Annotated in this window: 22 protein-coding genes and 1 pseudogene; 10 read left to right on the forward strand and 13 right to left on the reverse strand. The window is 61.5% G+C overall.

Going from position 1 to position 24,148, the window contains the following annotated elements; genetic code table 11:
• The first annotated feature begins 591 nt into the window (after positions 1–591).
• Complete coding sequence (locus AC0L2U_RS33515) at positions 592–864, forward strand: hypothetical protein (protein WP_473603539.1); 273 nt, start codon at positions 592–594, stop codon at positions 862–864.
• 466 nt (positions 865–1,330) lie between these two features.
• Here AC0L2U_RS33515 and AC0L2U_RS33520 read toward each other — a convergent pair whose 3' ends face one another.
• The 10 genes from AC0L2U_RS33520 to AC0L2U_RS33565 form a co-directional block, all read right to left on the reverse strand.
• A complete protein-coding gene (locus AC0L2U_RS33520) occupies positions 1,331–2,977 on the reverse strand; it encodes an MFS transporter (RefSeq protein ID WP_473564858.1) in 1,647 nt (548 codons plus the stop codon).
• Positions 2,978–3,314: 337 nt separating this feature from the next.
• Positions 3,315–4,298, reverse strand: a complete 984-nt coding sequence (locus tag AC0L2U_RS33525) for a beta-ketoacyl-ACP synthase III (RefSeq protein WP_473603540.1) — start codon at positions 4,296–4,298, stop codon at positions 3,315–3,317.
• On the reverse strand, positions 4,295–5,560 hold the full coding sequence (locus AC0L2U_RS33530) for an adenosylmethionine--8-amino-7-oxononanoate transaminase (protein WP_473603541.1): 1,266 nt from the start codon (positions 5,558–5,560) through the stop codon (positions 4,295–4,297). The genes AC0L2U_RS33525 and AC0L2U_RS33530 overlap by 4 nt, the downstream gene beginning before the upstream one ends.
• A complete protein-coding gene (bioD, locus tag AC0L2U_RS33535; protein WP_473564861.1) occupies positions 5,560–6,195 on the reverse strand; it encodes a dethiobiotin synthase in 636 nt (211 codons plus the stop codon). Before bioD ends, AC0L2U_RS33530 begins: the two co-directional genes overlap by 1 nt.
• On the reverse strand, positions 6,192–7,331 hold the full coding sequence (locus tag AC0L2U_RS33540; RefSeq protein ID WP_473603542.1) for an 8-amino-7-oxononanoate synthase: 1,140 nt from the start codon (positions 7,329–7,331) through the stop codon (positions 6,192–6,194). The genes bioD and AC0L2U_RS33540 overlap by 4 nt, the downstream gene beginning before the upstream one ends.
• The gene (gene bioB / locus AC0L2U_RS33545; RefSeq protein ID WP_473564887.1) at positions 7,328–8,287 is read right to left on the reverse strand and encodes a biotin synthase BioB; all 960 of its coding nucleotides are present in this window, start codon (positions 8,285–8,287) and stop codon (positions 7,328–7,330) included. The genes AC0L2U_RS33540 and bioB overlap by 4 nt, the downstream gene beginning before the upstream one ends.
• Before the next feature lie 244 nt (positions 8,288–8,531).
• Positions 8,532–9,413 carry a carboxylating nicotinate-nucleotide diphosphorylase gene (nadC, locus tag AC0L2U_RS33550; RefSeq protein WP_473564863.1) on the reverse strand — a complete coding sequence of 294 codons (882 nt, stop codon included), beginning with the start codon at positions 9,411–9,413 and terminating at the stop codon, positions 8,532–8,534.
• The gene (locus AC0L2U_RS33555) at positions 9,410–10,957 is read right to left on the reverse strand and encodes an L-aspartate oxidase (protein ID WP_473564864.1); all 1,548 of its coding nucleotides are present in this window, start codon (positions 10,955–10,957) and stop codon (positions 9,410–9,412) included. Before AC0L2U_RS33555 ends, nadC begins: the two co-directional genes overlap by 4 nt.
• The gene (gene nadA / locus AC0L2U_RS33560) at positions 10,954–11,928 is read right to left on the reverse strand and encodes a quinolinate synthase NadA (RefSeq protein WP_473603543.1); all 975 of its coding nucleotides are present in this window, start codon (positions 11,926–11,928) and stop codon (positions 10,954–10,956) included. The genes AC0L2U_RS33555 and nadA overlap by 4 nt, the downstream gene beginning before the upstream one ends.
• A 64-nt stretch (positions 11,929–11,992) precedes the next feature.
• Positions 11,993–12,955 carry an NUDIX hydrolase gene (locus AC0L2U_RS33565; RefSeq protein ID WP_473603544.1) on the reverse strand — a complete coding sequence of 321 codons (963 nt, stop codon included), beginning with the start codon at positions 12,953–12,955 and terminating at the stop codon, positions 11,993–11,995.
• A gap of 175 nt (positions 12,956–13,130) precedes the next feature.
• On the opposite strand from AC0L2U_RS33565, the gene panB reads away from it, so the two are divergent.
• The 4 genes and pseudogenes from panB to AC0L2U_RS33585 all read left to right on the forward strand — a co-directional run bounded on the left by panB (position 13,131) and on the right by AC0L2U_RS33585 (position 16,439).
• A complete protein-coding gene (gene panB / locus AC0L2U_RS33570; protein WP_473603551.1) occupies positions 13,131–13,967 on the forward strand; it encodes a 3-methyl-2-oxobutanoate hydroxymethyltransferase in 837 nt (278 codons plus the stop codon).
• Complete coding sequence (panC, locus tag AC0L2U_RS33575; RefSeq protein WP_473603545.1) at positions 13,964–14,902, forward strand: pantoate--beta-alanine ligase; 939 nt, start codon at positions 13,964–13,966, stop codon at positions 14,900–14,902. Before panB ends, panC begins: the two co-directional genes overlap by 4 nt.
• A gap of 92 nt (positions 14,903–14,994) precedes the next feature.
• A pseudogene (locus AC0L2U_RS33580) lies at positions 14,995–15,715 on the forward strand (helix-turn-helix transcriptional regulator).
• A gap of 94 nt (positions 15,716–15,809) precedes the next feature.
• The gene (locus AC0L2U_RS33585; protein ID WP_473603546.1) at positions 15,810–16,439 is read left to right on the forward strand and encodes an acyl-homoserine-lactone synthase; all 630 of its coding nucleotides are present in this window, start codon (positions 15,810–15,812) and stop codon (positions 16,437–16,439) included.
• Between the two features lie 1,469 nt (positions 16,440–17,908).
• Here the strand turns inward: AC0L2U_RS33585 and AC0L2U_RS33590 are convergent.
• A complete protein-coding gene (locus AC0L2U_RS33590; RefSeq protein WP_473543560.1) occupies positions 17,909–18,154 on the reverse strand; it encodes a hypothetical protein in 246 nt (81 codons plus the stop codon).
• A gap of 85 nt (positions 18,155–18,239) precedes the next feature.
• Positions 18,240–18,941: a Crp/Fnr family transcriptional regulator gene (locus AC0L2U_RS33595; protein ID WP_473603547.1), complete on the reverse strand. Its 702-nt coding sequence runs from the start codon at positions 18,939–18,941 to the stop codon at positions 18,240–18,242.
• 213 nt (positions 18,942–19,154) lie between these two features.
• Between AC0L2U_RS33595 and AC0L2U_RS33600 the strand changes: the two genes are divergently transcribed.
• Positions 19,155–19,400: a DUF2188 domain-containing protein gene (locus AC0L2U_RS33600; protein ID WP_473603548.1), complete on the forward strand. Its 246-nt coding sequence runs from the start codon at positions 19,155–19,157 to the stop codon at positions 19,398–19,400.
• Positions 19,401–19,818: 418 nt separating this feature from the next.
• Here the strand turns inward: AC0L2U_RS33600 and AC0L2U_RS33605 are convergent, their stop codons facing one another.
• Complete coding sequence (locus AC0L2U_RS33605; protein ID WP_473603552.1) at positions 19,819–20,205, reverse strand: hypothetical protein; 387 nt, start codon at positions 20,203–20,205, stop codon at positions 19,819–19,821.
• 461 nt (positions 20,206–20,666) lie between these two features.
• On the opposite strand from AC0L2U_RS33605, the gene queC reads away from it, so the two are divergent.
• The 4 genes from queC to AC0L2U_RS33625 all read left to right on the forward strand — a co-directional run bounded on the left by queC (position 20,667) and on the right by AC0L2U_RS33625 (position 23,721).
• Positions 20,667–21,365, forward strand: a complete 699-nt coding sequence (gene queC, locus AC0L2U_RS33610) for a 7-cyano-7-deazaguanine synthase QueC (RefSeq protein ID WP_473603549.1) — start codon at positions 20,667–20,669, stop codon at positions 21,363–21,365.
• The gene (queD, locus tag AC0L2U_RS33615) at positions 21,365–21,721 is read left to right on the forward strand and encodes a 6-carboxytetrahydropterin synthase QueD (RefSeq protein WP_473564430.1); all 357 of its coding nucleotides are present in this window, start codon (positions 21,365–21,367) and stop codon (positions 21,719–21,721) included. Before queC ends, queD begins: the two co-directional genes overlap by 1 nt.
• On the forward strand, positions 21,718–22,452 hold the full coding sequence (gene queE / locus AC0L2U_RS33620; RefSeq protein WP_473603554.1) for a 7-carboxy-7-deazaguanine synthase QueE: 735 nt from the start codon (positions 21,718–21,720) through the stop codon (positions 22,450–22,452). Before queD ends, queE begins: the two co-directional genes overlap by 4 nt.
• A 561-nt stretch (positions 22,453–23,013) precedes the next feature.
• On the forward strand, positions 23,014–23,721 hold the full coding sequence (locus AC0L2U_RS33625; RefSeq protein WP_473603550.1) for a DsbA family protein: 708 nt from the start codon (positions 23,014–23,016) through the stop codon (positions 23,719–23,721).
• Positions 23,722–24,148 lie beyond the last annotated feature (427 nt).

Below are 24,148 nucleotides of genomic sequence, written 5' to 3' on the forward strand. Positions count from 1 at the left end.
AATCGACGTCTTGTCTGGCGCGAGGACGTACTGCTTCGACAATGTGCGACACCCGGAAGAAACGCTGTGCTGGGTTGCCTTCTGCCGACGAAGGTGAGGATCGACCAGCGTCCGGCTTAAATAGACGTCACAACGCCTACCGCCCCGCTTCCACACGGCTGTTCGGCCAAACTCTTCGGGCACACGGGAGGGGCAACCCTTGTGAATCAATCGCCATAATCATCTCCGCTGTTAGTGGGCTAGCAGGGTGCGTTCCATGCGGAGCAGCAAGCGACGTGCCATTCCGACGAGCCGGCTTCGCGATAATTTAAATTGGCCGCTGCTGCTCGTGGCGCTCTCTTGTCGGCGCAGGCTGAGCACGAGAATCAGAGTTTGGGACAAATTCGTATGTTTGGAATCTGACACTTTCGCCCGATGCCGACAGCCTTTGCCAATACCGACGCATTCCGGCTTCGGGCTTATGTAAACGACCTAAAATGAGTTAAGGCCGTTTTTATGAGACAAAGATGCGCTCGACAGTGACCGACACATTGCCTCCCAGAGTCTGGACCCGACATTGCGCTCGCCCGCAAAAAATGCAGCCTGACTGTGATGATGATGGCGGAACGACTGGGCATCGCAAAGAGCACCTATTTGAAGATCGAAAAAGGAGACCCCACGGTGGCTATGGGTGCTTACGCCATGACCTTTTTGGTTCTGGGCTTTGAAGAGGCTCTGACTAAGATCGTCGACGCCCAGCGGAACGAACAAGGCCTGCTCCTCGACGCCGAACGTTTGCCCAAAAGCTCGCAGACTCGAGAGGGTGGTCGCCACATGGCGAGAGGAGGGGCGGGCGCTTGGGATGACCCACCAAGAACTCGATAGCTCACCGACGCGTTCGAACATCGCGAAAGGCAAGCCGCCCAAATTGCGCAGCAATGACACTGAACGCGTTCTCGTCCCGGGGCCGCCCTTCACCCGCCGTCTCCGGCGCCGAAAGCTCGAGGGCCATGCGTGCGCTTCGCCAGGTGCAATTCAAAACGCTTGGTCTCGACAGCCCCGTTTCTGGCTGCCATGCAGCGAGCGGGACCCTCTTGCCCGCTATCCGGGCTGCACAACTGGCTGAACCGCCCGCCGAAGGGCGAAAGCCGGCGACCACCAGCCCTCAAGACCAATGCGCTTCTGCCGCCTTGCGGATCGCCCAGAGAGCGCAGTTCCCCGGCCCCACACGCGGGGCAATTCTTGAGAGAGCGCCGGCCGCATACCTCGTGTATTGCCTGCGGCTTTCGCGCTCCTCGAACTCGACTGGCCCCGCAAATCCAATGCCCGATGCGATCACTCTTGGAGCACGTCACCTGGGAGGGCGAGAAAAGAGTGTCGCGGAACGGGTACGAGCTGCCTCAGTCGTGCGTTCGATGGAAAGCACTGTGTGAGGCGGACGCTCCCCATCATGCAGTAACAGGAGATGATCACCGATTTCCTTATCCGCTGCCGTGAGCCGATGATTCAGGCGAAGAAAATCCATCCAGGTTGGCGTGCGGAATGTCTCTGTCCAGATCGAAGGCGTTTGAAGATTTCGCTGCAGTGTCCAGTTACGCGCACCAGCACGGCTCTGAACATGCCGCCTTGCGCGCATGTAGCCCAGAAAGGTCTCGATATTCTCTTCGGATATACGATACTCCACTTTCACCACTATGGGGCCACTTCTGGGCTTTAAGTCGAGTGCCAGCTCAGGCGGCCGAAAATCCGAACTTTCCTGATCTGTTTCCTCCCATGGACCGACCGGAAACAGTATCCCCGCAGCTGCAACCAGCAAAAGAGCGCCTGCGGCGCCCTCCAAGGCCCAGCCTAAGGAGTAGTTTTGTGCGACAGTACCCCAGATCCAGCTGCCAGCCGCCATCCCACCTGCGCTCAACGCGTAGTAGATCGACAATGTGCGGCCGACCACCCATCTGGGGCTTGCCAGCTGCACCGACACGTCGATGCCAGTCCAGGTGATGAGCCAACCCGCGCCGCCAAGTGCCAGCGAAACGGCCGCCACGGGAACCGACGATGTGAGTGCAAGAGAAAGGCAACATACTGCACAAGCGACGGAGGCGAAGGAAACCAGCCTGTTTTGAGACGTGATCCGCCTCAGATAGCTATTGCTCATGCCCGCGATGAAAGCACCCATGCCGAAGCCGGCCAGCAAGATGCCGTAGATGATGGGTCCGCTTTTCAGCTGGTCCCGGACAAGCAGAGGCAGCAATGCAAGGATGGAGATGCTTGCCAGGCCGAAAAGGGTCGCACGAGCAATTGCTGCCCTGATCTCCAGGGACATCACCGTGAAGCGCACTCCGTCATGAATTGCCATCGTCATTCGTTCACGAGGGAGAGGGGAAGTGCGAACATCCCATCGAGTACGCCATATTGCGGTTAGCGGCGCCAGATCACTTAAGGCTGCCAAGGCGAAAGCGGCCAGCGGTCCAAAGAACGCCAAGACCACGCCCCCCAAAGCCGGACCGAGGCTGCGCACAATGTTGTATCCGACGGACATGAGGGTGACCGCGGCCGGAATATCCCTTTTGTGCAGGATATCGCCAACAGAAGCGTGCCAGGCCGGATCATTCAAGGCAAAGCCGCAGCCGGCCAGGAAACCCAATCCGAGAATTAGCCAGGGGCCGGCAAATCCGAGACCCACAGAAATCATCAGCGTCGTTGACGCCAAGGCTATCAGGCAGTGTCCCGCAAACATCACCCATCGGCGGCTGAAGTTGTCGGCAATGGCTCCTGCCAGGATCGAAAGGAGAAATACCGGCAAGGTGGATGCAGCCTGAACGAGTGCAACCATCAGATCCGAAGCGGAAATCGTGGCCATCAGCCAGCTGATGGCGACCGTTTGCACGAGCCAGCCGAGGCTGGATATTTGTGTGGCCGTCCAGATCGAGCGAAACACCGGATTTCGAAAGGGAGCGAGCGTTGTTGAGGCAGGCAGATGGGTATTGTTTTCGGACTGCATGATGATGCCTTAGAGGGCCGCTTATTCAAATTCTCGGCTGCACTGCTGCCGCTACAATGTTGATCTATGCACCGGAGGGCCGACCTATCGACCAGGATGGCCCGTCGAACGAGGAGGCTGTGCATGAGCTCTGTCGGCTCCACTCTCCCAGGCTGGCGCCGACAACCCTTGCGGCAAGATAACATTGCCGATTGTGCTGATCGACAGAATCGCCTGCAACTTTGATCGCTCTCGCGTCACCGCGCCAGCGCCCGTGAAGCTTGCCGGCGACCGTTTTTTGGCAGACCCGTTTGCTCGTGCCATCCCTGACCACTCCCTGTGCATGACCGCCGTGCGGCTAAATTCCTATGATGAGGGCGCCCCCGCTGAGACCGGCACCGGCTGCCGCAAGAAGAATCTTTTCACCGGGCCGAAACGGCTGTGCCCGATGCGAAAGCGAGAGCGAGAGCGGGATGGTCGCGGCGGAAGAGTTGCCGTAGTCGGCGATCGTCTTGACGATAGCTTCATCATCTATTCCGAGAACCCTGCCGACGGCATCGAAAATCCGCGCATTGGCCTGGTGTGGCACGAACCGGTCGATGTCTTGCGATCCCATTCGGGCAGCACAGAGGGCATCCTGCGAGCAGCGAGACATCATCTCCACGGCCTTGGCGAACACTTCGCGGCCGTCGGCGATCGTCATCCAGGTCTGCTCGAGCTCCAGCCCGTCGTGGAACGGTGTGTTGCTTCCTCCGGCGGGAATCTTTATCAGCCCGTGGCGCGAGCCGTCCGAGGCCAGCGCGGCGCCGAGGATGCCTCGATCCGGCTCTTCGCACGGGACAACCACCAGGGCGCCCGCGGCATCGGCAAACAGCACCGCACTTGCGCGCTCGGCTGGATTGATGCGGCGGCTGAGGATGTTGGCGGCAATGACCAGGCTCGCTTTGCCATGCAGGCGGGTGTATCCGTCCGCGAACATCAGGGCATAGATGAAGCCGGCGCAGGCGCCTGTCAGGTCAACAGCACCGGCGTGACCCAATCCGAGCCGATGTGCGACCAGCGGTGCACTGGGCGGCAGAAGGTGGTCGGGCGTAGACGTCGCGAGCAACAGCAGGCCGATATCGTCACGGTCGACCCCGGCATTTGCCAGCGCCATGTCGCCGGCCCGCGCGGCAAGGCCCGATAATGTATCTTCGCCCGTTGCCCAGAAGCGCGAGCGGATTCCGGTGCGCCGCTCGATCCAGCCGGGTTCGAGCCCGAGACCATCTTCGATTTCCGCATTCTCGACCTTGCGCGCCGGCGCATGATGACCGAAGCCCAGTATGCGCGACGACCGGCTCATGACCGCGAGCCGAAGCGTTCGCCGGCCTCCTCGATGGCGTCATGGAGCCCGTCCAGCTCGTCTCCGGTGATGCAATAGGGCGGCAGAAGATAAAGGACATTGCCGAGCGGGCGCACGAGCAGGCCGCGCTCGAGGAAAAAAGCGCGCAGCTTCGGCCCGATCTCGGCAAGATAACCGGCTGAGCCGGTGCGCAGATCGAGGGCCGCGATCGTGCCGGTCGCCCGGCTGTCGGCGAAATATGGATTGTCCCGGAAGCGGTGAAGCCCGGCCGCCTGCTTCGTGCTCAAGGCGGCGATCCGCTCGGCCACCGGCTCGTCACGCCAGATCTCGACATTGGCAAGTGCCGCCGCACAGGCAATCGGATTGGCGGTGTAGGAGCTCGAGTGGAAAAAGGTCTTCCTGCGGTCTTCGGAATAGTGAGCCTGGAAGATGGCATCGCTGGCGAGCGTGGCTGCCAGCGGGACGGAGCCGCCGGTCAAGCCCTTCGAGGTGCACAGCATATCCGGAGAGATCGACGCCTGCTCGCAGGCGAACATGGTTCCAGTGCGTCCCCAGCCGGTCATCACCTCGTCGGCGATCAAGAGCGTGCCGGAAGCCTCAGCGATCCTCTTCAATTCGGTCAGAATCCAGGCCGGATACATCAGCATGCCGCCGGCGCCAAGCACGAGCGGTTCGATGATCAGCGCGGCGGCGCCGCGGTCACGAGACAGTACCTCGAAACGATCAAGCGTTTCCTGCTCGCGCCCCGCGGTCGGAAAAGGAATGATGTCGACCTCGAACAAAAGCGGTTCGTAGCAGGCATTGAACACGCCCCGGGCGCCGACGCTCATCGTGCCAATCGTGTCGCCATGATAGCCGTGTTCCATCGCGACGATGCGCGAGCGCGGCGCGCCGATGTTGCGGAAATAGCCGAGCGCCATCTTCAGCGCGACTTCAACGCAGGTAGAGCCGCTGTCGGAGTAAAAGACCCAGTCGAGGCCCGGCGGTACCATTTCGATCAGCGCGGAGGCCAATTGCTCTGCCGGCTGATGGGTGAGGCCGGCGAAGATCACCTGGTCAAGCATCTCGGTCGCAATCCGGATCGCTTCCATGATCCGTGGATGGCGGTGGCCGTGAGTGACCACCCACCAGGAGGAGATTGCATCGAGGATACGCCTTCCGTCATTCGTCTGTAGCCAAGCGCCTTCGGTGCGGATAACGGCCGGCATGGGCGGCTCGATCGCATGCTGGGTGAATGGATGCCACACGCGCGACCCCGACATCACTCGCCTTCGGCAATCTGAGCGAGGTCGAAGCCGGCAATCATCGCCTTTCGCAGAGTTTCGCGCGTGAGCGGAGCCAGGAGTGGCAATCTGCCGAGCTGACGCACCGCGCCCAATTCGGTGATTGTCCTTTGCGTATCGGCCGCCTCTTCACCGACAAAGGCAACGCCGATCAGCGGGATGGAGCGAACCCGCAGGGCTTCGATGGACAGCAGAGTGTGGTTGATCGTGCCGAGCTCGGTGCGGGCGCACAGGATCACCGGCAGCCGCCATTCAGCGAAGATGTCAATGAATCTTGTCTGTCGGTTGATCGGCACCATCAGTCCGCCAGCACCTTCGATGACGAGCGGTGTGGGCAAGACTGGAAAAGCAAGATCGGCAGCCTCGATCGAGACACCGTCGATTTCGGCAGAACGGTGCGGCGACAGCGGGCTCCTCAAGCGGTGGGCCTCCGGCAGCACGCGCCCTGATGGCAGGCCAGCGAGCCGTTCGACCACCTCACTGTCGGTCTCCTCATCGAGACCCGATTGCACCGGCTTCCAGTAGAAGCCGTCAAGCAGGCCTGCGAGCCCCGCGGCAAAAACCGTTTTGCCAATTCCCGTATCTGTTCCGGTGACCACGATGCGCTTGCTCATGCCGTGGCCAACACTTCGGCAAGCGTCTCGACCATGGCCGAAATGTCAGCTTTGCCGACATTGAGCGTCAGCGAAATGCGCAGCCGCGAGGTACCCTCCGGCACGGTCGGCGGACGAATGCCGCGTATGTCGAAGCCGCGGGCCTGCAGAGCCGCCGCGATCGCCATTGTGCGCGTCACCTCCCCAATGAAAAATGGCTGAATTTGCGAACCGCTGGGCTTGGCTCCGCAACGCTCGGCCAGTTGCCGGCCTGCAAAGGCAACGTGCTCGTGCAACCGAATACGGCGCATCGGCTCGTCGACCAGCATTGCGAGCGCTTCGCGCGCCGCCGCTGCCATGAGCGGCGATGGCGCGGTGGCGTAGATAAACGGCCGGCAGCGATTGACGATATAGTCGCACAGTACTCCCGGCCCGGTGACGAGCGCGCCGGATGCACCCAGCGCCTTGCCGCATGTATGAAGGGCCATGATGTTGTCGCGGCCCTCGAACGCCTGGGCCAGCCCGCGGCCCGCCGATCCCCAGACCCCGGTGGCATGTGCCTCGTCGACCAGTATGAATGCCTCGTGCCGATCGGCAAGCTCGACCAGGCTCTCGATCGGCGCCCGGTCGCCATCCATGCTGTAAAGGCTCTCGACCCCGATCCAGATGCGCCCGATGCCGCCTTCGGCGCGCCAGCACCGGATCGCGTCCTCAAAAGCATCAATGTCATTGTGCGTCACCAGCCTGAACGCGGCGCGTCCAGCCCGCGCCCCTTCATGCATGCTGGCGTGCGCCAGTTCATCCAGGATCAGCAGGTCGCCTTTTTTCACAAGGGTGCTCAGCAGGGCGAAGTTGGCGACATAGCCGCTGCCGAAGAACAGCGCCCGTTCGGCCCCGAAGAACGCCGCCGCATCTGCCTCCAATGCCTCATGCTCCGGCGCGTTGCCGCGCAGAAGCCGCGATCCGGTAGCGCCGACCAGGGTGCCCCGCTCGATTGCGGCCGCGACTGCATCGCCAAGTCTCTTCGAGGCGGCAAACCCGAGATAGTCGTTGGAGGAGAAGTCCAACCCGACCCGCGGCGCCAATGTGCGCAGCCGGTCCTTGCGGGCCAGCCCCAGCAAGGTGGCTTCATAGCGGGCGAGCGGTGGCTCGTTCATTTCGCCTCGCATTGCATCGGCTCGATGCCGAGACGTCTAAATAAACGAGTATCCTTGTCCTCCCCGGGATTGTCCGCCGTCAGAAGCGTGTCGCCAACAAACACGGAATTCGCCCCGGCAAAGAAGCACAGCGCCTGGGTCTCGTCGCTCATCGCCGTCCTGCCGGCGGAGAGCCTGACATACGACTTCGGCATCATGATGCGGGCGAGCGCAATGGTGCGGATGAAATCGATCGGCTCGATGGGTTCGGCATCGGCAAGCGGCGTCCCCTTGATGGGGATCAGCATGTTGATCGGCACGCTTTCCGGCGGCTCGGGCAGGTTCGCCAGCGTTACCAGCATATCGATGCGATCGGCCTTTTCCTCTCCCATCCCGACAATGCCGCCGCAGCAGACCTTGATCCCAGCCTCGCGCACGCGCCCAAGCGTTTCCAGCCGGTCGGCGAAGGTCCTGGTTGAAACGACCGTGCCGTAATAGCGCTCGGACGTGTCGATGTTGTGGTTGTAGTAGTCGAGACCGGCCGCCTTCAGGCGCTGCGCCTGGCTGAGTTCGAGCATGCCGAGCGTCATGCAGGTCTCCATGCCAAGCGCCTTCACGCCTTCGATCATGGCGAGCACTGCCTCCATGTCGCGCTCCTTCGGACTGCGCCAGGCAGCGCCCATGCAATAGCGGGTCGCGCCAGCATCTCGTGCCTTGGTCGCCTCCTCGATGACATGTTTGACCTCCATCAGCTTCGATGCCTTCAGGCCGGTTTCGTGATGCGCAGACTGGCTGCAATAGCCGCAATCCTCCGGGCATCCGCCGGTCTTGATGCTGAGCAGCCGCGCCAGCTGCACCCGGTTGCGATCGAAGTTCTGGCGATGGATGGTCTGGGCCAGGAAGAGCAGATCGTTGAACGGCATGCCGTATATAGCCTCGGCCTCTTTGCGGTCCCATCGGGGCAGTGCTGCCTCCATCGACTGCGTGGCACAGTTCGAGTCGCACTCCTCGTTCATTCCCATCCTCATCGTCAAAAACCTCTATTGTTGACCAGCGAGCGCACTCACGAGTCCGTCCAAATGGCGAGCCCCATCCGATGGGCTGGTCGGTGAGCGCAATATCGGAATACCGGGTATTGAAGGTGAGCCGCATGAAACCTGCTTTTCCGAGCCTCTTGTCTGCGCGTGCAGCCCGAGCGCGTTGCTCCTCATTGTGTTTCCCTTAGTTCAAATGAGTGCTGATGTTCCCGCGACACGGCATGTCCAGGCCAATGTCGAGAATGGGCGCGCTGTGTGTCAGCCATCCGACCGAGATGAGGTCAACTCCTGTCGCGGCAATCGCCGGAGCCATTTTCGGTGTCACCCGGCCGGAAGCCTCGGTGATGGCGCGGCCACCGACCATTGCCACGGCGCGGGCAAGGTCCTCAAGCGACATATTGTCGAGCAGCACTGCGTCGACGCCCAGCGTGAGCGCTGTATCGAGTTGCTCAAGAGTGTCGACCTCGACCTCGATCTTCACCATGTGCCCTGCGGCGGCGCGCGCCCGCTCTATTGCCGTGCGAATGTCGCCGGCGATCGCGATGTGGTTGTCCTTGATCAGCACGGCGTCGTCGAGCCCGAAGCGGTGATTGGCGCCGCCGCCGACGCGTACCGCATATTTCTCCAGAGCCCGCAGGCCGGGCGTCGTCTTTCGCGTGCACACGATCCTCGCCTTGTGGCCACGCACGGCTTCGACCATCGCCGCCGTGGCCGTGGCAATGCCGCTCAGACGGCACAGAAAATTGAGCGCCGTGCGCTCGGCCGTGAGCAGGCCTCGCGCCGGTCCGCACAGCATGGCGATAGTCTCGCCCCCCGCGACATCGCTGCCGTCAGCGCGCCAGATTTGCATATCGATCGCAGGTTCGACGAGCATGAAGGCGAAAGCGGCCAGATCGAGCCCGGCAACGATCCCCGTCTGTCGCGATTTGAGCACCAACGTGGCCGTGCGATCACGCGGGATCACGGCGTCGCTGGTCAGATCGCCGCATCTGCCCAGGTCTTCGAGCAGAGCACCGCGCACGATCGGCTCGATCAGGGTTGAGGGGAGGGGTGAGAACGAATTCATGTTAGGGTGCTCCGTATCGGTGCCCGCCAGCTGAGTCCGATGGCGGTCTGTATTGCGCTGCGCAGTGTCAGCCGTGACTGGCGCGCATGCGCATCGCGTCCGGGGAAATCGGAACGACAGTGCGAGCCGCGGCTCTCTTCGCGCCGCAGGGCCGCAATGGCGATCATCAGCGCGACCAAGGCGGGGTCGGAGGCGGCACTGTCGTGAGCAGCAATCGGCAACAGGGCCGCGACGCCGTCGCGTAGCGTCTCGCCATTGCGGATGATGCCGAGCGCGGCGGAGACGACTGGGCGGATGCCGGAGGCGTCTGGCCGTTGAGGCACGAATGCGGAACACACGCGCTGTCGCCGGGTGTGTGATACGTCGGCGACGCTTTCAGCAACCCAGGCCGCTGTGACCACCGCTTCGATAAGCGAGTTGCTGGCAAGTCGGTTCGCGCCGTGCAGACCGGTGCATGCGACCTCGCCACATGCCCACAATCCCTCGACGGAGCTGCGGCCGGCAGCGTCTACAGCAACACCGCCCATGTGATAATGTGCCGCCGGACGCACCGGGATCAGGTCGGTCGCGGGATCGATGCCGGCCTGGCGGCACAAATCGGCGATTGCCGGAAAGCGCTTGTCAAATCTGAGGCCCAGACATTGCCTTGCGTCCAGGAACACACGGCGCCCGACAGCGAGCTGGTGCCAAACCGCGCGCGCAACCACGTCGCGAGGCGCAAGCTCGCCCCCTGAGGTTTCAGCGAGGAAACGCTCTCCTTGCTCGTCGACGAGCACAGCACCCTCGCCACGCACCGCTTCGCTCACCAGCGGCATCGGCCGCCGCGGACCCTCGAGGGCGGTCGGGTGGAACTGCACGAATTCCAGGTCTGCGAACTCCGCCCCGGCACAGGCGGCGAGGGCGAGTCCCTGTCCACATGAGCCAGGCGGGTTTGTCGTATCGGTAAACAAGCCGCCGATGCCGCCGGTCGCCAGAACCGCGCGGCGCGTTGGCAAGGCGATTGCGCCCGTGCACCCAGCCGCGACCACGGCGATGATCGCCCCGTCTTCAACGATAAGCCGGCGAGCCTCCACGTTCTCCAGGATAGTGATGGAGGCTGTGCGCCGTGCCGCGGCGATCAGCGCGCGGACCAGCTCGCGACCCGTGGCATCGCCCGCCGCATGCACGATCCGCCGCTGCGAGTGCGCCGCTTCAAGCCCGAGCCGCAACGCGCCGTCAGCGCGTCGGTCGAATGCCACACCGAAGCGTTCTAGAGTCCTGATCGCTTCGGGTGCAGCTTGGACCGTTCGCCGCACCGTCGTCACGTCGCAGAGGCCGTCGCCGGCTGCGAGGGTGTCACAAAGATGAAGTTCGGGACTGTCCTCGCCGCCGACACTTGCCGCAAGACCGCCTTGGGCGAGTTCGCTGCTGGCGCCGGTTCCCAGCCCCGCATTGGACAGAAGCACAACCGGTTCCGGCGCCAGATGAAGCGCCGTCATCAGGCCTGCCACACCGGCGCCGATGATGACCGGCGCACCGCCGATGTCATGAACGTCGAGGCTCATATGGAAAGCATACGCTCGACTGAGCGGCGCGCGCGCCCTGCAATCTCGGGATCGATCCGAACCTCATGCCGGTTCTCCTCGAGTGCGACGCGAATATTAGCCAGCGTGATGCGCTTCATGTGCGGACACAGATTGCAGGGGCGGATGAACTCGACCTCGGGATGCGCGACCGCGACATTGTCGCTCATCGAACATTCCGTTAGCAGGACGACGCGCGGCGGTTTCTCCCGCTCGACATATTCCAACATGGCCGCGGTCGAGCCGGAGAATTCCGCCTCTGCCACAATCTGTGGCGGGCATTCGGGATGGGCGAGCACGATGACCCCTGGATGCGCATCGCGCAGTTCCCGGATGTCGGCCGACGTGAATCGCTCATGCACTTCGCAGTGGCCCTTCCAGGCGATGATCTCGACCTCCGTCTGCGCCGCCACGTTTTTCGCCAGATACTCATCGGGCACCATGATCACACGCGGCACGCCGAGCGATTCCACAACCGCCCTGGCGTTGCCCGAGGTGCAGCAGATGTCCGACTCCGCTTTTACAGCCGCCGAAGTGTTGACGTAGGTGACAACCGGGACCCCCGGATAGCGCTGCCGCATCAGTCGCACGTCTTGTGCCGTGATCGAATCGGCCAGCGAGCAACCGGCGCCGAGATCCGGGAGGAGGACGATCTTGTTCGGATTGAGCAGCTTGGCCGTCTCGGCCATGAAATGCACGCCGGCAACCACGATGATTTGCGCCTCGACCGTAGCCGCCTTGCGGGCCAGTGCGAGGCTGTCGCCGACAATATCGGCCACGCAGTGGAAGATTTCCGGCGTTTGGTAATTGTGCGCAAGGATGACCGCATTGCGATCGCGCTTCAGCGCCAGGATGGCTTCAATGTCGCTGGTGAAGGCCGGCCATTCGACCGGCGGGATCACCCGCCGGACGCGCTCGTACAGGGACGCAGCCGTAGGTAACGCCCCATTCATCAGCGCCTCCGATTATATTCGATCTGACAATAAGGGGAATATGTCTACCTTGACTATAAGTATGTCAAGCCCGCGCGAGCGGCAATTTTGTCCCGGCCACAGCCCTGTCGTCGAGAACGGCATGGCGGAACCGATAGAGCTTTGCCGGCCGCCCGCCCGTCTCGAGGGAGGTCTCGCCAGTTTCCTCGACCAGCTCTTGCTGCTCGACAAGTCTTCGGAAGTTCGGCTTGTTGATGAGCCTCCCGGCGAGCGCCTCCACGGTCCGCTGCAGCTGAAGCAGCGTGAACGATGGCCTCATGAGCTCGAACACCACCGGCCGGTACTTGATCTTAGAACGGAGCCGCGCAATGCCGGTCGCCAGGATTCGTCGATGGTCGGCGATCATTGCCTTGCCAGATACCGCCGCAGGTGCGACGTCCCGTCCGCCACCAGCCTCTTCGATCAGGGCAGATTCATAGAGCAACTCATAGCGTTGGAGCGTGAGTTCCTCGTTCCAATTGCGGTCGTCGAAAGCGAAGGCAATCGCGGCGCGCTGCCGGCGTTCGCGTCGCGTGGTCGCATCGCTGGCGCCGTCAGCCCACTCGATCAGGCGTGGTCGTAAAATCTCGAGCACCACGGGCGTGCCGGAGCGATGGTCCTCCCAGGGAAAATACTCGTACCAACTCCGCCACCCACAGTTGGTGGAGCCCGTTGCCTGGTCCTTCCGAGTGAGTGCCAGATAGCTGATTGAGATGGCGCGTTCCTGGCGCTCGGCCCCTATGCGGTCCCGATCGGCGAAGGTGTAGAGCTGCTCGATGTACCCCAGCGGGTGGCCGGTCTGTTGCTCCACCCAGCCCCTCAGACCGGATTGCAGCGATCGATGCTCTAGCGCATATGGTCCGGACGGAAGCGTGTCCGCATTCCCGATGGTGAGAAGGCAGGGTTCACTGTCGTTTACGGCGACGACAACGGCGATCAGGTCCACTTTTGCTTCGTCGGCCTTGACCGCAGCTCGGCCTTTTCTAGTTCCTTTTGCCTGATGGTCCATGTTCGCGATAATGAGTCGGCCCCAAATGCAGGGTGATTGAATCGATTGAATTTAAGCGTTGCTGCACGAACGTCAACACCGCACAGCTGGACGTCTTTTTTAGCTCTTCGCACTCGCACAAAAGTATGCCAAACGCGACACCCGCGGCGGGTAACGCTAGGGAAGGATGCGTCGGGTGAGCGCAACTGGTGAGACAAAGGCGATGACACCGCCGGATGTTCGAATGCGGAAAGGCCAGACTCCACTCGTCTGCCTGACGGCCTATACGACGCCGATCGCCAGATTGGTTGATCCCCACTGCGACATCGTTCTCGTTGGCGACAGCGTCGGCATGGTACTGCACGGCCTCTCGTCGACCCTGGGCGTCACTCTCGACATGATGATCATGCACGGTCAGGCGGTGCGCCGCGGTCTGGTACGGTCGTTAATGGTTGTAGACCTGCCATTCGGTTCCTATGAAGAGAGCCCCGAGCAGGCCTTCCGCAACGCTGCGCGCCTAATGGCGCAGACAGGTTGTGCAGCTGTGAAGCTCGAAGGCGGTGAGAAAATGGCCGAGACCATTCGCTTCCTTGGCGCCCGCGGCGTCCCTGTCATGGCCCATGTCGGTCTAACGCCGCAGGCGGTCAATACTTTCGGTGGCTACCGCGTCCAAGGGCGGGGAGACGATGCCGAGCGCATCAGACGCGATGCCAGTGCGGTTACGGAGGCCGGCGCCTTCTGCGTGGTGCTGGAGAAAGTGCCCGAGCCCCTCGCAAAGCGCATCACTGCGGAGATCGCCGTCCCAACCATAGGCATCGGCGCCTCACTCGCCTGCGACGGCCAGATTCTGGTGAGCGACGATATGCTCGGGCTTTTCAGCTCCTTCCGGCCGAAATTCGTCAAGCGCTACGCCGAACTAGGCGAACAGGCCGATGCAGCGATTGCAGCTTATGCCGCTGACGTGAGGAGACGGTGCTTTCCGGCGGCGGAACATCTCTACACCAACGACCCGAAGACCGGAGACGTCATATGAGCGCGCCGATCGTTCGAACCGTTGCCGAGCTCCGCGCTGTTGCCGCGCGATGGCGTCGCTCAGGCGCCAGTATCGCCCTTGTGCCGACCATGGGGGCCTTTCATGAAGGCCATCTGAGTCTCGTGCGTGCGGCGCTTCAGAAGGCCGATCGGGTCGTGGTGACGCTGTTCGTCAACCCCAAGCAATTCAACAGTGCTGCCGACCTCGCTGCCTATCCTCGCACGGAAAACGAAGATGCTGCAAAGCTCGCGCCGCTGGGCGCGCATTTGCTCTATGTGCCGGATGCTGAGGAGATGTATCCGCCAGGCTTCGCCACGACCGTTTCGATGTCCGGCATCAGCGAGGGCCTGTGCGGCGGCTTCCGGCCGGGCCATTTCGATGGCGTGGCGACGGTCGTTGCCAAGCTCTTCCTGCAGTCCGGCGCTGACTTGGCCTGTTTTGGCGAAAAAGACTTTCAACAGCTTCAGCTGGTGAGGCGCGTGGTTCGGGACCTGGACATTCCAATCACCGTCCTGGCCTGTCCGACCGTCCGCGAAGCCGATGGTCTTGCACTATCCTCGCGCAATCTTCGGCTCTCGCCAGCACAGCGCGCCATTGCCCCAAAGTTGGTAGCGGTCTTGCTCGGGGTGGCGGACCGGCTTGCGCGCGGCTCTCCTGTCCTGCCCACTCTAGCCGAAGCGCGCGCAGCAATTCTGGCTGCAGGCTATCGCGAAGTCGAATATCTGGAACTTCGCGGCGAGGCGGATCTGCAACCGCTGACGAGCCTTGACCGACCAGCACGCTTGCTCGTCGCGGCATGGCTCGGCGACATACGGCTGATCGACAACATGAATGTCACCGATTGGTGCAACAAATTAGACGCTCGCGGCGCTGAGTCGCCACACAAAACAGCCTCATCAACCAAAATAGCAGAGCAATGCCGGCGATTAAACTGACGAGCTCGCACACGTTGCCTCGATCGCCAAGCATTTAAACCAAGGTCTCCGCCTGCGATCGAGCAACGGCACGGAGGTTATGCAAAGCGCAGATGCATCGCGTGTTTGAAGATTTCCTCGAGCAACTCTCCGAAAGCGTCGATGCTGTCGATCTGTGTGAGGCAATGGCCTCTGCCGCGGCCGCATTCGACTTTCCGCTCTTCGCCTATTTCAGTTGCCCGTCGGCCTCCTGCCAGAAGCCGCGCTTGATTTCAAATTATCCTTCATCCTGGACATCTCGTTATATCCAATTGCGCTATCACAGCCATGATCCGGTCATCCTGCGTGGGCTTCAAGGCTGGGACACATTCGACTGGGGTGTGGATCGGCCTCGGCAACATCTCGCGGCTTCACAGCAAGAAATTCTGGAAGAAGCAGCTCTGCATTCGGGGCGGATTGACCATGTCGATGCACGACCATCGCGGCCGCTTTGCTGCGCTGACCTTCGCATCCGACCAGTCCCGTCCGCCTCTCTTGCGGTCACTGACACGCTACGAAAAAGCATTGCAGCTCGTCGCGATCAGCTTTCACATATATGCCCGGCGCAGGCTCCCAGAAGATTTCGCGGTGGATGGCGTAAGCCTGACCCCGCGGGAATTCGAATGCTTGAAATGGGCGGCGGACGGCAAGTCGGCTTGGGATATCAGCCAGATTCTCAACGTCTCCAAACGCACCGTGACCTTCCATCTGGAAAACGCCAAGGCAAAACTTGGTGTGAGAACCATCAACCAAGCTGTAGCACGGCTGGCTGCTTCCCGTCAGTCGAGATCCTGATTCCTTTCCTCGGATACCTGTAAAGGTCTACAGGCTGCATCAGTGCCGGCTTTGGTCTTCGATGGCGGGAACACATCCCGCACGGAGGCGACAAATGATGCAGCTAATCACACCTGAGCTCTACGACGAGTTTTCAAGCGAGCTCAAGGAAATGTACGGACTGAGGCATCGGGTTTTCAAGGAAAGGCTGGAATGGGATGTTCAGACCGCAGAGGAAATGGAGACAGACGCATATGACAGCCTCAACCCCGTCTATCTCCTTCTCAAAGGATCCGACTGGCGCATTTGCGGTTGCGTCCGTTTTTTGCCGACAACGGGGCCGACAATGTTGCGCGACACCTTTCCGATGCTGCTGGGTGAGACCGCAGCGCCAGCGAGTACCCGCGTTTGGGAGAGCAGTCGTTTCGCACTGGATCTGCCTGCATCAACACCCAAGGCTGGCGGGCTGGCCCAAGCAACCTACGAGCTCTTCGCAGGCATGATCGAATTCGGCTTGGCCAACGAACTCGATCGGATTGTGACAGTGACGGATACGCGCATGGAGCGGATCCTGCGTCTCGCAACCTGGCCGTTGGCGCGCATAGGGCAGCCGAAGGCGGTCGGCAACACGGAGGCGGTCGCCGGTTCTCTCGAGGTTTCCCACGCCAGCCTCATGCGCGTCCGCTGGAGGGGGCGTTTGAACGGACCTGTATTGTGGCAGCCGGTTCTCGGCCTGTCGGCATAGTGCTTGAGGATGCTCGACCTGACCACTCCTCTGCCCGCGGGCGGCGATGGTGATTGCCGCGAACCAACGCCGTGGTCGCCCCCCCCCCCCTGAAACCGGCAGGGAAGGCATCGCAAATTCCAACCTGCTGGCGGAAGCGGTGGGACTGGACATGCGCTCTGGTGGACACCAGAGGGAGCCTTCCTCGCACGCCTGTCGAAAGCCCACATCGCCGACGTCATGCGGGATGCCGATGCCACGGCGAAAGCTGTAGAACACGCTCCGGAACCTGAAGGCGCTTGCACGCCGAGACGGAACTGGACGGCAAGGCTGGCTTCCCGCAGTGCTGCGAAAGTCGCAAAAGGTTGAAAGCGAAAGCTTGGCAATCGTCGCCGAGTAAGTACGGATCCGCCACTAAGATTAGGGCTGCGATGCAGCGACCTTAGGCTGGCTAGTGACCTTATCGACAAGCTGCCGATGCCGCGCGACGAGGTTGCCGCCACCTCTTCGAGGGTGGCGGTGAGCCGGTTGATCTGGGAGGCGGTTGCGGCCAGTTCCGGGCCGTAGCGGATGATCAGATATTCCCGGTTCTGGCTGAGGGACTGAAGATGATTGGCGGTTTTTGCGCGAAGACGCAGTCCTGCTTCGACAGTGTGCTTCGCCCGAGCCGCCAAGTCGTGATGCATCTTGCGGATTTGATTGGGTTCGTGCCCACGATGGAGCAAAAGCGCGGTCAGATAGAGTTCGATCGCGTGGATGGCTGACAGTCTAAACGGCGCTCGGCTAAGCGGCTTACCTGATCGGCCAAGCGGGGCGAGCAGGGCTGCCGCTTTGCGATACTCTTCCGCCAGTTCATACATCTGCTGCGGGGAGGCGAGCTCTCCCGGATATTTGCCCTCAGTCATCACCATTCGTGCAATTGCCCGTTTGCGGTAATATGCCTCGTAGTCCGCCGCTTGCGGGCTAAGCCCACCCGACGTGATCCCATTTTGAAAGTTTCAGAAACAGATTAAACCAGAATCGGTATTCGACGTTTGTCATTGCCAGACGCTTCGAAGGCGCAATAGGCCACCGAGGTTGTAGGCTCCTTACCATGCCTCTTGGTCGCGGCTTCTATCGCCTCGTCCTCAGCTAATACCTGCCATCCTTCAACAACGCTGCCGATTTCCCACACCGAAGTCCTCAAGCCGTTCGGCAAACATATACCTGATTTGGCTCGGCACAACCCACGGGCTTCCCGGCAACTCGGCCTTCGGGCTTACGGTGCCGCGGCGTCGAATTCGATCGCAAATCCCGCGTCGATTGCACTTCGCGCAATGAGATCGTCAAGTTCCCAATCCGTGAGGTCGCAAGGCGGAAACATTCGTCTCACGGCGTGACGAACCTCGGACATCGAAATGCACGGGGTGCCGACGTTGTCGATTAGATGGCGGACGATCGCTTGGCGACGTCCGATAAGCTGTGGGACTGCGCAGGCGCCGGCATCGTCGCTACGAATGGAGCCGCGGTTCTGCGGCTTCCGCCGTTCTTGCGTCGAAGGCGACGCGGACACCGTGAATGATCGATGCCGCCGCCAGCAACTCCTCCAGTTCGCGGTCGGTCGCCTTGCATGCGGGCATGAGTGTTCGGATGGCGCGGATTGCCTGTGCGATGGAGAGGAACCGGGCCTTGCCCCTGGAAAGGACATAGGCTTCGGCTGCTCGTTCAACTGTGACCGAGTGAAAAGCGTTGGTCATCGAGAATTTCCTCCCTGAAACCCTGACCAAGGGGATTTAGGGCCGGAGTTCCGGACCTTGCAAGGCTTTGTCTGATTCCAGACAATCACGCGGAAGCCAAGCCGAAATGGCGTTGCTCCTCCTCGCCATAAGCGCCATGCGTGAGCCTTATCATTCCGGCGCGATCGACAATCGTGATTTCACCCCGCGTGGCGCGGACCAGTCCCCTGTATTCGAGCATTTGGAGGGCGGTCGTGACGCCGGGGCGACGAGCGCCAAGCATGGTCGCCAGAAATTCATGCGTCAGGTAAATCTTGTCTCCGTCACCGCGATCGTGGACCATCAGCAACCAGCGGGCCAGCCGTTCCTCGATTTTCGAGTGGCCGTTAACCAGTGCCGTCCGGGACGACTGGACAAGGAACGCATGGGCATAGCGCAGCAGTGACTCGCGAAGGGTCAGGCTTGTCGCGATCGCGGCGCGAAGGCTATTGACCGACAGGATCCAGCCTTGGCCGGCGACTTGGATATAGGTCTCATTGGGAGACCTGTCCTGGCCGAGTATAACCGCAATGCCGGTCATGCCGTCGTAGCCGACGAGGCCGACCTCACTTTTGCGCCCGCCAGTCATTGTGGCGACCACCGAAGCGATACCCGTCTCCGGAAAATACACACTCGCGATCGGGTGATATGCGACCTCCAACTGGCTTTTGATGGCCAGTTCAACCTGATGCAGCGATGGCTGCAAAAGTGCGAAATCCTCCGAGGATAGCGCTTTCAAAAGCTGGTTGCGAAGAAGGGATTGGGGCATGGCGCTCTCCCGTACGGGCAAGAGCGAGTACCCTCTTACAGTCGGCCGTGTCCGATGCAAATCGCTGCCGATAAGGCAAGCATAGTCTTCAAATGTGCGGGTGGCAAAGGCTCTGCTTCAAAGCTGGCTTTTCGAGGCTTTGCGATGTTGCGGCGTTGGGCTAATTGATTTTGGCTCAATTGGCGAATAGTCGAATGGCAACAGGAGGCAGTCATGGCAAAACTTCCGAAATTTGAGCTCATCCACGACAAGAAGAAGGACGACTGGGTCTTGCGCCAAGAAGGTGCGGACAGAGCAACCCGCAGATTTGACACCAAGGAAGAGGCCACCAAAGGTGGTGTGCTGGAATCAGCTGTTGGGAGAGGCGGCCGCTCCGTCCGTATCAAAAAACTTGACGGCACTGTTCAAGAGGAACGAACTTTCCCACGAAGTGCCGACCCCAAGGAGTCAGCCGGCTAATATGGGTCGGGTGCTGCCCTTTGCGATAATGGCTATCCCAGGCGAATCGGATATCGGCGACTGACCATTCCCCCGGTCGGAGGCACAACAGGGGTATCGCGATCGGATCGCGAAATCGCTGTCCCTACCCAGCGGAATTCTTGAGGCGGAGCCGGACATATTGGATGCTGCCTGATCAGCGGAAGATTCGTTTGCCCGTCGGCTGCCGGGGAGCAGGTCTCCTTGCAATTAATTGATCGGGCGTTGCGTGTCCCAGCATATTGGAATCCGGCGTTTGCGCCACGGACCCGAGCGCCAGGATATCACGAGACGAGCAGCAAATGGTCGCGTCGTGATACATCCGCGCCTGGAGAGCCTCGGTAGACGGCCGCTGGCAGGCCGCGGTCGGGCGGAATGCAAAATCACACATCCGGACATGCTAACCGCCAAGCATACAGGCATTTCGTAAGGCGCCGAGGAAGAGACTGGCATGGACGGTAACATCGATCTTGGCCTGCATTGCCAGGGGCATGCTGGTCCAGTTCTCCAACGGCGCCATCAGATCTGAGAACGTGCTGTTCACCATGCAATAGTGGGTAACAAGGCCTTGTCTGTCCAACGCCAGCACGCCAGTCCGTTCGCCTTGATACCGGACGGCTGCGACCCTCTGCACCTGCGCGTCACCGTACACCCGCACGTCGAAAACCAAGGTACCCTGGCTCCTCGCCGCTATCTCCGCGGCTCTTTCGTTGAAGCTCAGCGAGAGGGAGCGGACGCTTTCGACTGCCATCTGGAAAATCGCCCAATCCAGTTCATCCGAGGCCATGGCGGCAATAGCGCGCAACGGAGGGGTGATTGCAACGACGCAGACGGCTTGTTCACAGATGTCGGCTGACAACCAATCTTTGGCGGGTTCTGCCGCCCAACCAACGGCCGACCGCGATGTCCGGTTCGGATTTGATGCTGAAGCGCCCACCGTCGCTAAACCTGGACCTGTGCACTCGCGTCCACTCCCTTCCGCTTCGCCTTGCAAAGCAAAGCACGTGGCCTCTGCAGCCATGAAGTCGGCGGCTTCTTGCCCAGCCATGTCGCGAGGACGCGTCGCATTTGGGCTCCTGAGCATGTGCCCGGGGTGAACATCCACCAACGAGGCTCAGCGACCCTGCCGCATCCCGGGCGCCAGCGCATCAGACTCCCGCAGGGTTCACAAAGTTGGCTGGCTGGGGTAGGGGGAGCGCAGAGAAATCTCCGGTCGCAGCCTTACCCGGTCAAAACAAGGATACCATGATGAAGACTCTCGTCATCTGCTCCGGCGGATTGGACTCTGTTTCCCTTGCCCACAAAGTGGCGTCGGAGTACGAACTCACCGGGCTCCTGTCCTTCGACTACGGCCAGCGGCACAGGAAAGAATTGAGATTCGCCGCTCTGTGCGCGGAGCGACTGAACGTTGCGCATCAGATCATCGACATCCGCCAAATCGGCCGCGGCCTTCGCGGCTCGGCGCTGACCGACAGTGTCGACGTGCCCGACGGCCACTACGCAGAAGACACCATGAAGATCACGGTGGTGCCGAACAGGAACGCCATCATGCTGGCAATCGCGTTTGGTCTTGCCGCCGCGCATAAGGCGGAAGCGGTGGCGATGGCCGCTCATGGCGGGGACCATTTCATCTATCCAGACTGCCGTCCCGCCTTCATCGAAGCTTTCCAGACGATGCAGGACCGAGCGCTCGACGGCGACGCGCAGATCCGCCTTTACACGCCCTATGTGAACCTCACAAAGGCGGACATCGTCGGCGATGGAGCAGGATACGGAACCCCATTTGCGCAGACCTGGTCCTGCTACAAGGGCGGCGAGCGTCACTGCGGACGGTGCGGGACCTGCGTCGAGCGACGCGAGGCGTTTCATCTCGCGCAGCACGCCGATCCGACCGAGTATGAGGACACCGATTTCTGGCTTGAGGCGCTGCGGAGGCGGAGCGCCTGATGTTCCGCATCACCAAGGAATTCCACTTCTCGGCTTCGCATCAGCTCACCTCCTTGCCCCCCGAACATCAGTGCGCGCGCCTGCACGGGCATAACTACATCGTCGAAGTGGAGCTCTCGGCCGAGGAGCTGAACGCGCACGGCTTCGTGCGCGACTATCACGATCTGGCGCCGCTCAAACGCTATATCGACGAGAGCTTGGACCACCGGCACCTCAACGACGCGTTGGCACATGAGCAGGTCACGGCGGAATACTTGGCCAGGCATTTCTATGAATGGTGCAAGGCACGGCTGCCGGAAACCGCGGCCGTGAGGGTGAGCGAAACCCCGAAAACCTGGGCGGAGTACCGACCGTGACGGACACGCGCCCCGCGATCCGAGTCAGCGAGATATTTGGGCCGACGATCCAGGGCGAGGGCGTGCTCATCGGTTTGCCGACCGTCTTCATCAGAACCGGCGGCTGTGACTACCGCTGTTCCTGGTGCGACAGCCTCCATGCGGTGGACAACCAGTTCCGCCATGAATGGCAGATGATGCCGGTGGATGCGGTGTGGCAAAGCGTGGTTGCGCTTTCCGGTGGCCGGCCAGTGATGGTGTCGCTGTCGGGCGGCAATCCGGCCATTCAGCCCTTCGGTGGCCTGATCGAGCGAGGCCATGGTGAAGGCTACCGCTTTGCGCTGGAAACCCAAGCTTCGGTGGTCAAGGACTGGTTTGCCGAGCTTGATGTGCTGGTCCTCAGCCCAAAGCCTCCGTCGAGCGAAATGCGGCCCGACTGGGCCGCCGTGGAGGCGTGCATCGAAGCGGCGCGGGAGAAGCCGCAAGTCGTGCTCAAGCTCGTTGTTTTCGACGACGGTGACTATGTGTTCGCCAAAGACGCTGCCGCGCGATTTCCACGTCTCCCGGTCTATCTGCAACCTGGCAATCACACGCCACCGCGCCTTGGCGATGAAGACGCACCTGTCGACCTTGACGGAATCATGAGACGCATGGAGTGGCTGATCGAAAAGGTGACGCGAGACGGGTGGTTCGAAGCTCGCGTGTTGCCGCAGCTGCATGTTCTGCTCTGGGGCAACAGGAGGGCCGTCTAGCTCCTACTTGCCCGTGGGTGCAGCACCCATCGGATCTTCGGCTGACGGACTCACGCGGATGCGACAGCGCTGCCGGCGTAACCGCGCGATGCTCCAGGCGGAGACCAACCAGGCGCTTGCAAAGCGAGCGCGTACTGGAGGGGCTTAGCTGTCGCTCCGGCTTTGTGACCACGCGCGTGTGAAACCTCACAAAACTATTTTCTACAAAGTGCCGAGACAGAAGCGCCAACAAATCTCCGAATGGGCATGAATGGTTCCCGACTTTGTGTCGCAAATCCTTCGCATGTTCCGCCGTTTCATGGTGCGCCGGACCAAAGCCGTCGCGCGTGGCCACGCGGTGTTCGTGTCCGCTGCGTAAGCCAAACGGCGATCGCGCCAATGTCCTAGCCCGCCTTTTCGCAGCGCAGCGATCACCTGCGTTCCTGCCCCCACTGGCACGCTATTTGCGGCACCGGGGTGCGGCGCTTGACCGGAGCGCGGCGACGGGAGAAGCGCGGCCACACGGCGGGAGCCGGCGCTGCGGGCGTCCTGTCCTGCCGTTTATGTTTGATGGAGCCACCCATGTCCCGATTGAATGCCGCGCTTGTCGCGGCGATCGCTCTCTTGGTGTTCGCGCTGGGAGTGTTGAAACATCGTCAGGATGCGGCCGAGTACCTGCAGCGTATGGAAGACCAGCGCCAGATAGCGGCTGACTTGCGCATACGCATTCCGCAGCGGCGCGACGCCCTCCTCAACGACCCAGCCTCGCCAATCGCGGGCAATCCCTTGGGCGATATCGCTGTTGTCTCGTTCTTCGACTACAACTGCGGCTATTGCCGGGCGGCAGCCCTCCACCTCATTCAAGCCCTCAGGGATGATCCCAATGTGAAGCTTGTGTTCAAGGACTTCCCAATCCTGGGGCCAGGTTCCAGATTCGCAGCGCGCGCAGCGCTCGCCTCGCACAAACAGGGGAAGTACGAGGCGTTCCACCTCGCCCTCATGGCTTTCCCCGGCTCCATCAACGAGCGCAGCACCTTGACCGTTGCAGAGCGTGTGGGCCTCGATCTCGAGCAACTGAAGCGGGACATGCAAGACCAGGCCATCACAGATGCCATCACACGCAATTTCGCACTCGCCAAAGATTTGTATATCGACGGCACACCGGCCTTGGTGATCGGCGACGAAGTGATCCCAGGGGAAATCGGGATGGCCAGACTGCAACGCTCCATCGCTGAAGCGCGCGCGAAGGCAAAGGTACAATCTTCGACAGCTGCAAAATCGGCATTTTGACATACTGTCGGCAATGCTTGGTCGCAGGATCGTTTGTCGGAGTGGTTTTGATGTGCTCCTGAGCGCCTTTTTCGTGGTTGGCTTCTTGACCGCATCGTGACGCCGGCGGGCGCGACGCCCGAACATGGCACCGTCTCCCGGTGTGCGGCTACATCAAACGAACATTCGCGGCGGCTGCGACCTCGCTTCCTGGACGCTGTGATCCAGCAAGGGGCGCCGAGGCGTGGAAATTCGCGGCCCTGCGACATCGGCTCAAGGATCCGATGGTGATGATCATCAGCGAGGTCCCGACCACCAGTCCTGAATCCCGCGCGCCGGAAGGCGCGCGCCGGGTGCTCGTGCACCCAGCCCGCGTTTTACTCGGCAGGCTCGGGCGGGGTCGGCCCTCCGGGTTCGCCCCCGGGGTAGGGCCGCCATTAGGCTGGTG

The sequence above is a fragment of the Mesorhizobium sp. WSM4808 genome, from assembly GCF_055811675.1.

What these genes read in the sequence shown, in the direction of transcription:
- AC0L2U_RS33515 (WP_473603539.1), top strand. Translation starts at nt 592, where the DNA reads ATGATGATGGCGGAACGACTGGGCATCGCAAAGAGCACCTATTTGAAG.
- AC0L2U_RS33520 (WP_473564858.1), bottom strand. Translation starts at nt 2,977, where the DNA reads ATGCAGTCCGAAAACAATACCCATCTGCCTGCCTCAACAACGCTCGCT.
- AC0L2U_RS33525 (WP_473603540.1), bottom strand. Translation starts at nt 4,298, where the DNA reads ATGAGCCGGTCGTCGCGCATACTGGGCTTCGGTCATCATGCGCCGGCG.
- AC0L2U_RS33530 (WP_473603541.1), bottom strand. Translation starts at nt 5,560, where the DNA reads ATGTCGGGGTCGCGCGTGTGGCATCCATTCACCCAGCATGCGATCGAG.
- bioD (WP_473564861.1), bottom strand. Translation starts at nt 6,195, where the DNA reads ATGAGCAAGCGCATCGTGGTCACCGGAACAGATACGGGAATTGGCAAA.
- AC0L2U_RS33540 (WP_473603542.1), bottom strand. Translation starts at nt 7,331, where the DNA reads ATGAACGAGCCACCGCTCGCCCGCTATGAAGCCACCTTGCTGGGGCTG.
- bioB (WP_473564887.1), bottom strand. Translation starts at nt 8,287, where the DNA reads ATGGAGGCAGCACTGCCCCGATGGGACCGCAAAGAGGCCGAGGCTATA.
- nadC (WP_473564863.1), bottom strand. Translation starts at nt 9,413, where the DNA reads ATGAATTCGTTCTCACCCCTCCCCTCAACCCTGATCGAGCCGATCGTG.
- AC0L2U_RS33555 (WP_473564864.1), bottom strand. Translation starts at nt 10,957, where the DNA reads ATGAGCCTCGACGTTCATGACATCGGCGGTGCGCCGGTCATCATCGGC.
- nadA (WP_473603543.1), bottom strand. Translation starts at nt 11,928, where the DNA reads ATGAATGGGGCGTTACCTACGGCTGCGTCCCTGTACGAGCGCGTCCGG.
- AC0L2U_RS33565 (WP_473603544.1), bottom strand. Translation starts at nt 12,955, where the DNA reads ATGGACCATCAGGCAAAAGGAACTAGAAAAGGCCGAGCTGCGGTCAAG.
- panC (WP_473603545.1), top strand. Translation starts at nt 13,964, where the DNA reads ATGAGCGCGCCGATCGTTCGAACCGTTGCCGAGCTCCGCGCTGTTGCC.
- AC0L2U_RS33585 (WP_473603546.1), top strand. Translation starts at nt 15,810, where the DNA reads ATGATGCAGCTAATCACACCTGAGCTCTACGACGAGTTTTCAAGCGAG.
- AC0L2U_RS33590 (WP_473543560.1), bottom strand. Translation starts at nt 18,154, where the DNA reads ATGACCAACGCTTTTCACTCGGTCACAGTTGAACGAGCAGCCGAAGCC.
- AC0L2U_RS33595 (WP_473603547.1), bottom strand. Translation starts at nt 18,941, where the DNA reads ATGCCCCAATCCCTTCTTCGCAACCAGCTTTTGAAAGCGCTATCCTCG.
- AC0L2U_RS33600 (WP_473603548.1), top strand. Translation starts at nt 19,155, where the DNA reads ATGGCAAAACTTCCGAAATTTGAGCTCATCCACGACAAGAAGAAGGAC.
- AC0L2U_RS33605 (WP_473603552.1), bottom strand. Translation starts at nt 20,205, where the DNA reads ATGGCCTCGGATGAACTGGATTGGGCGATTTTCCAGATGGCAGTCGAA.
- queC (WP_473603549.1), top strand. Translation starts at nt 20,667, where the DNA reads ATGAAGACTCTCGTCATCTGCTCCGGCGGATTGGACTCTGTTTCCCTT.
- queD (WP_473564430.1), top strand. Translation starts at nt 21,365, where the DNA reads ATGTTCCGCATCACCAAGGAATTCCACTTCTCGGCTTCGCATCAGCTC.
- AC0L2U_RS33625 (WP_473603550.1), top strand. Translation starts at nt 23,014, where the DNA reads ATGTCCCGATTGAATGCCGCGCTTGTCGCGGCGATCGCTCTCTTGGTG.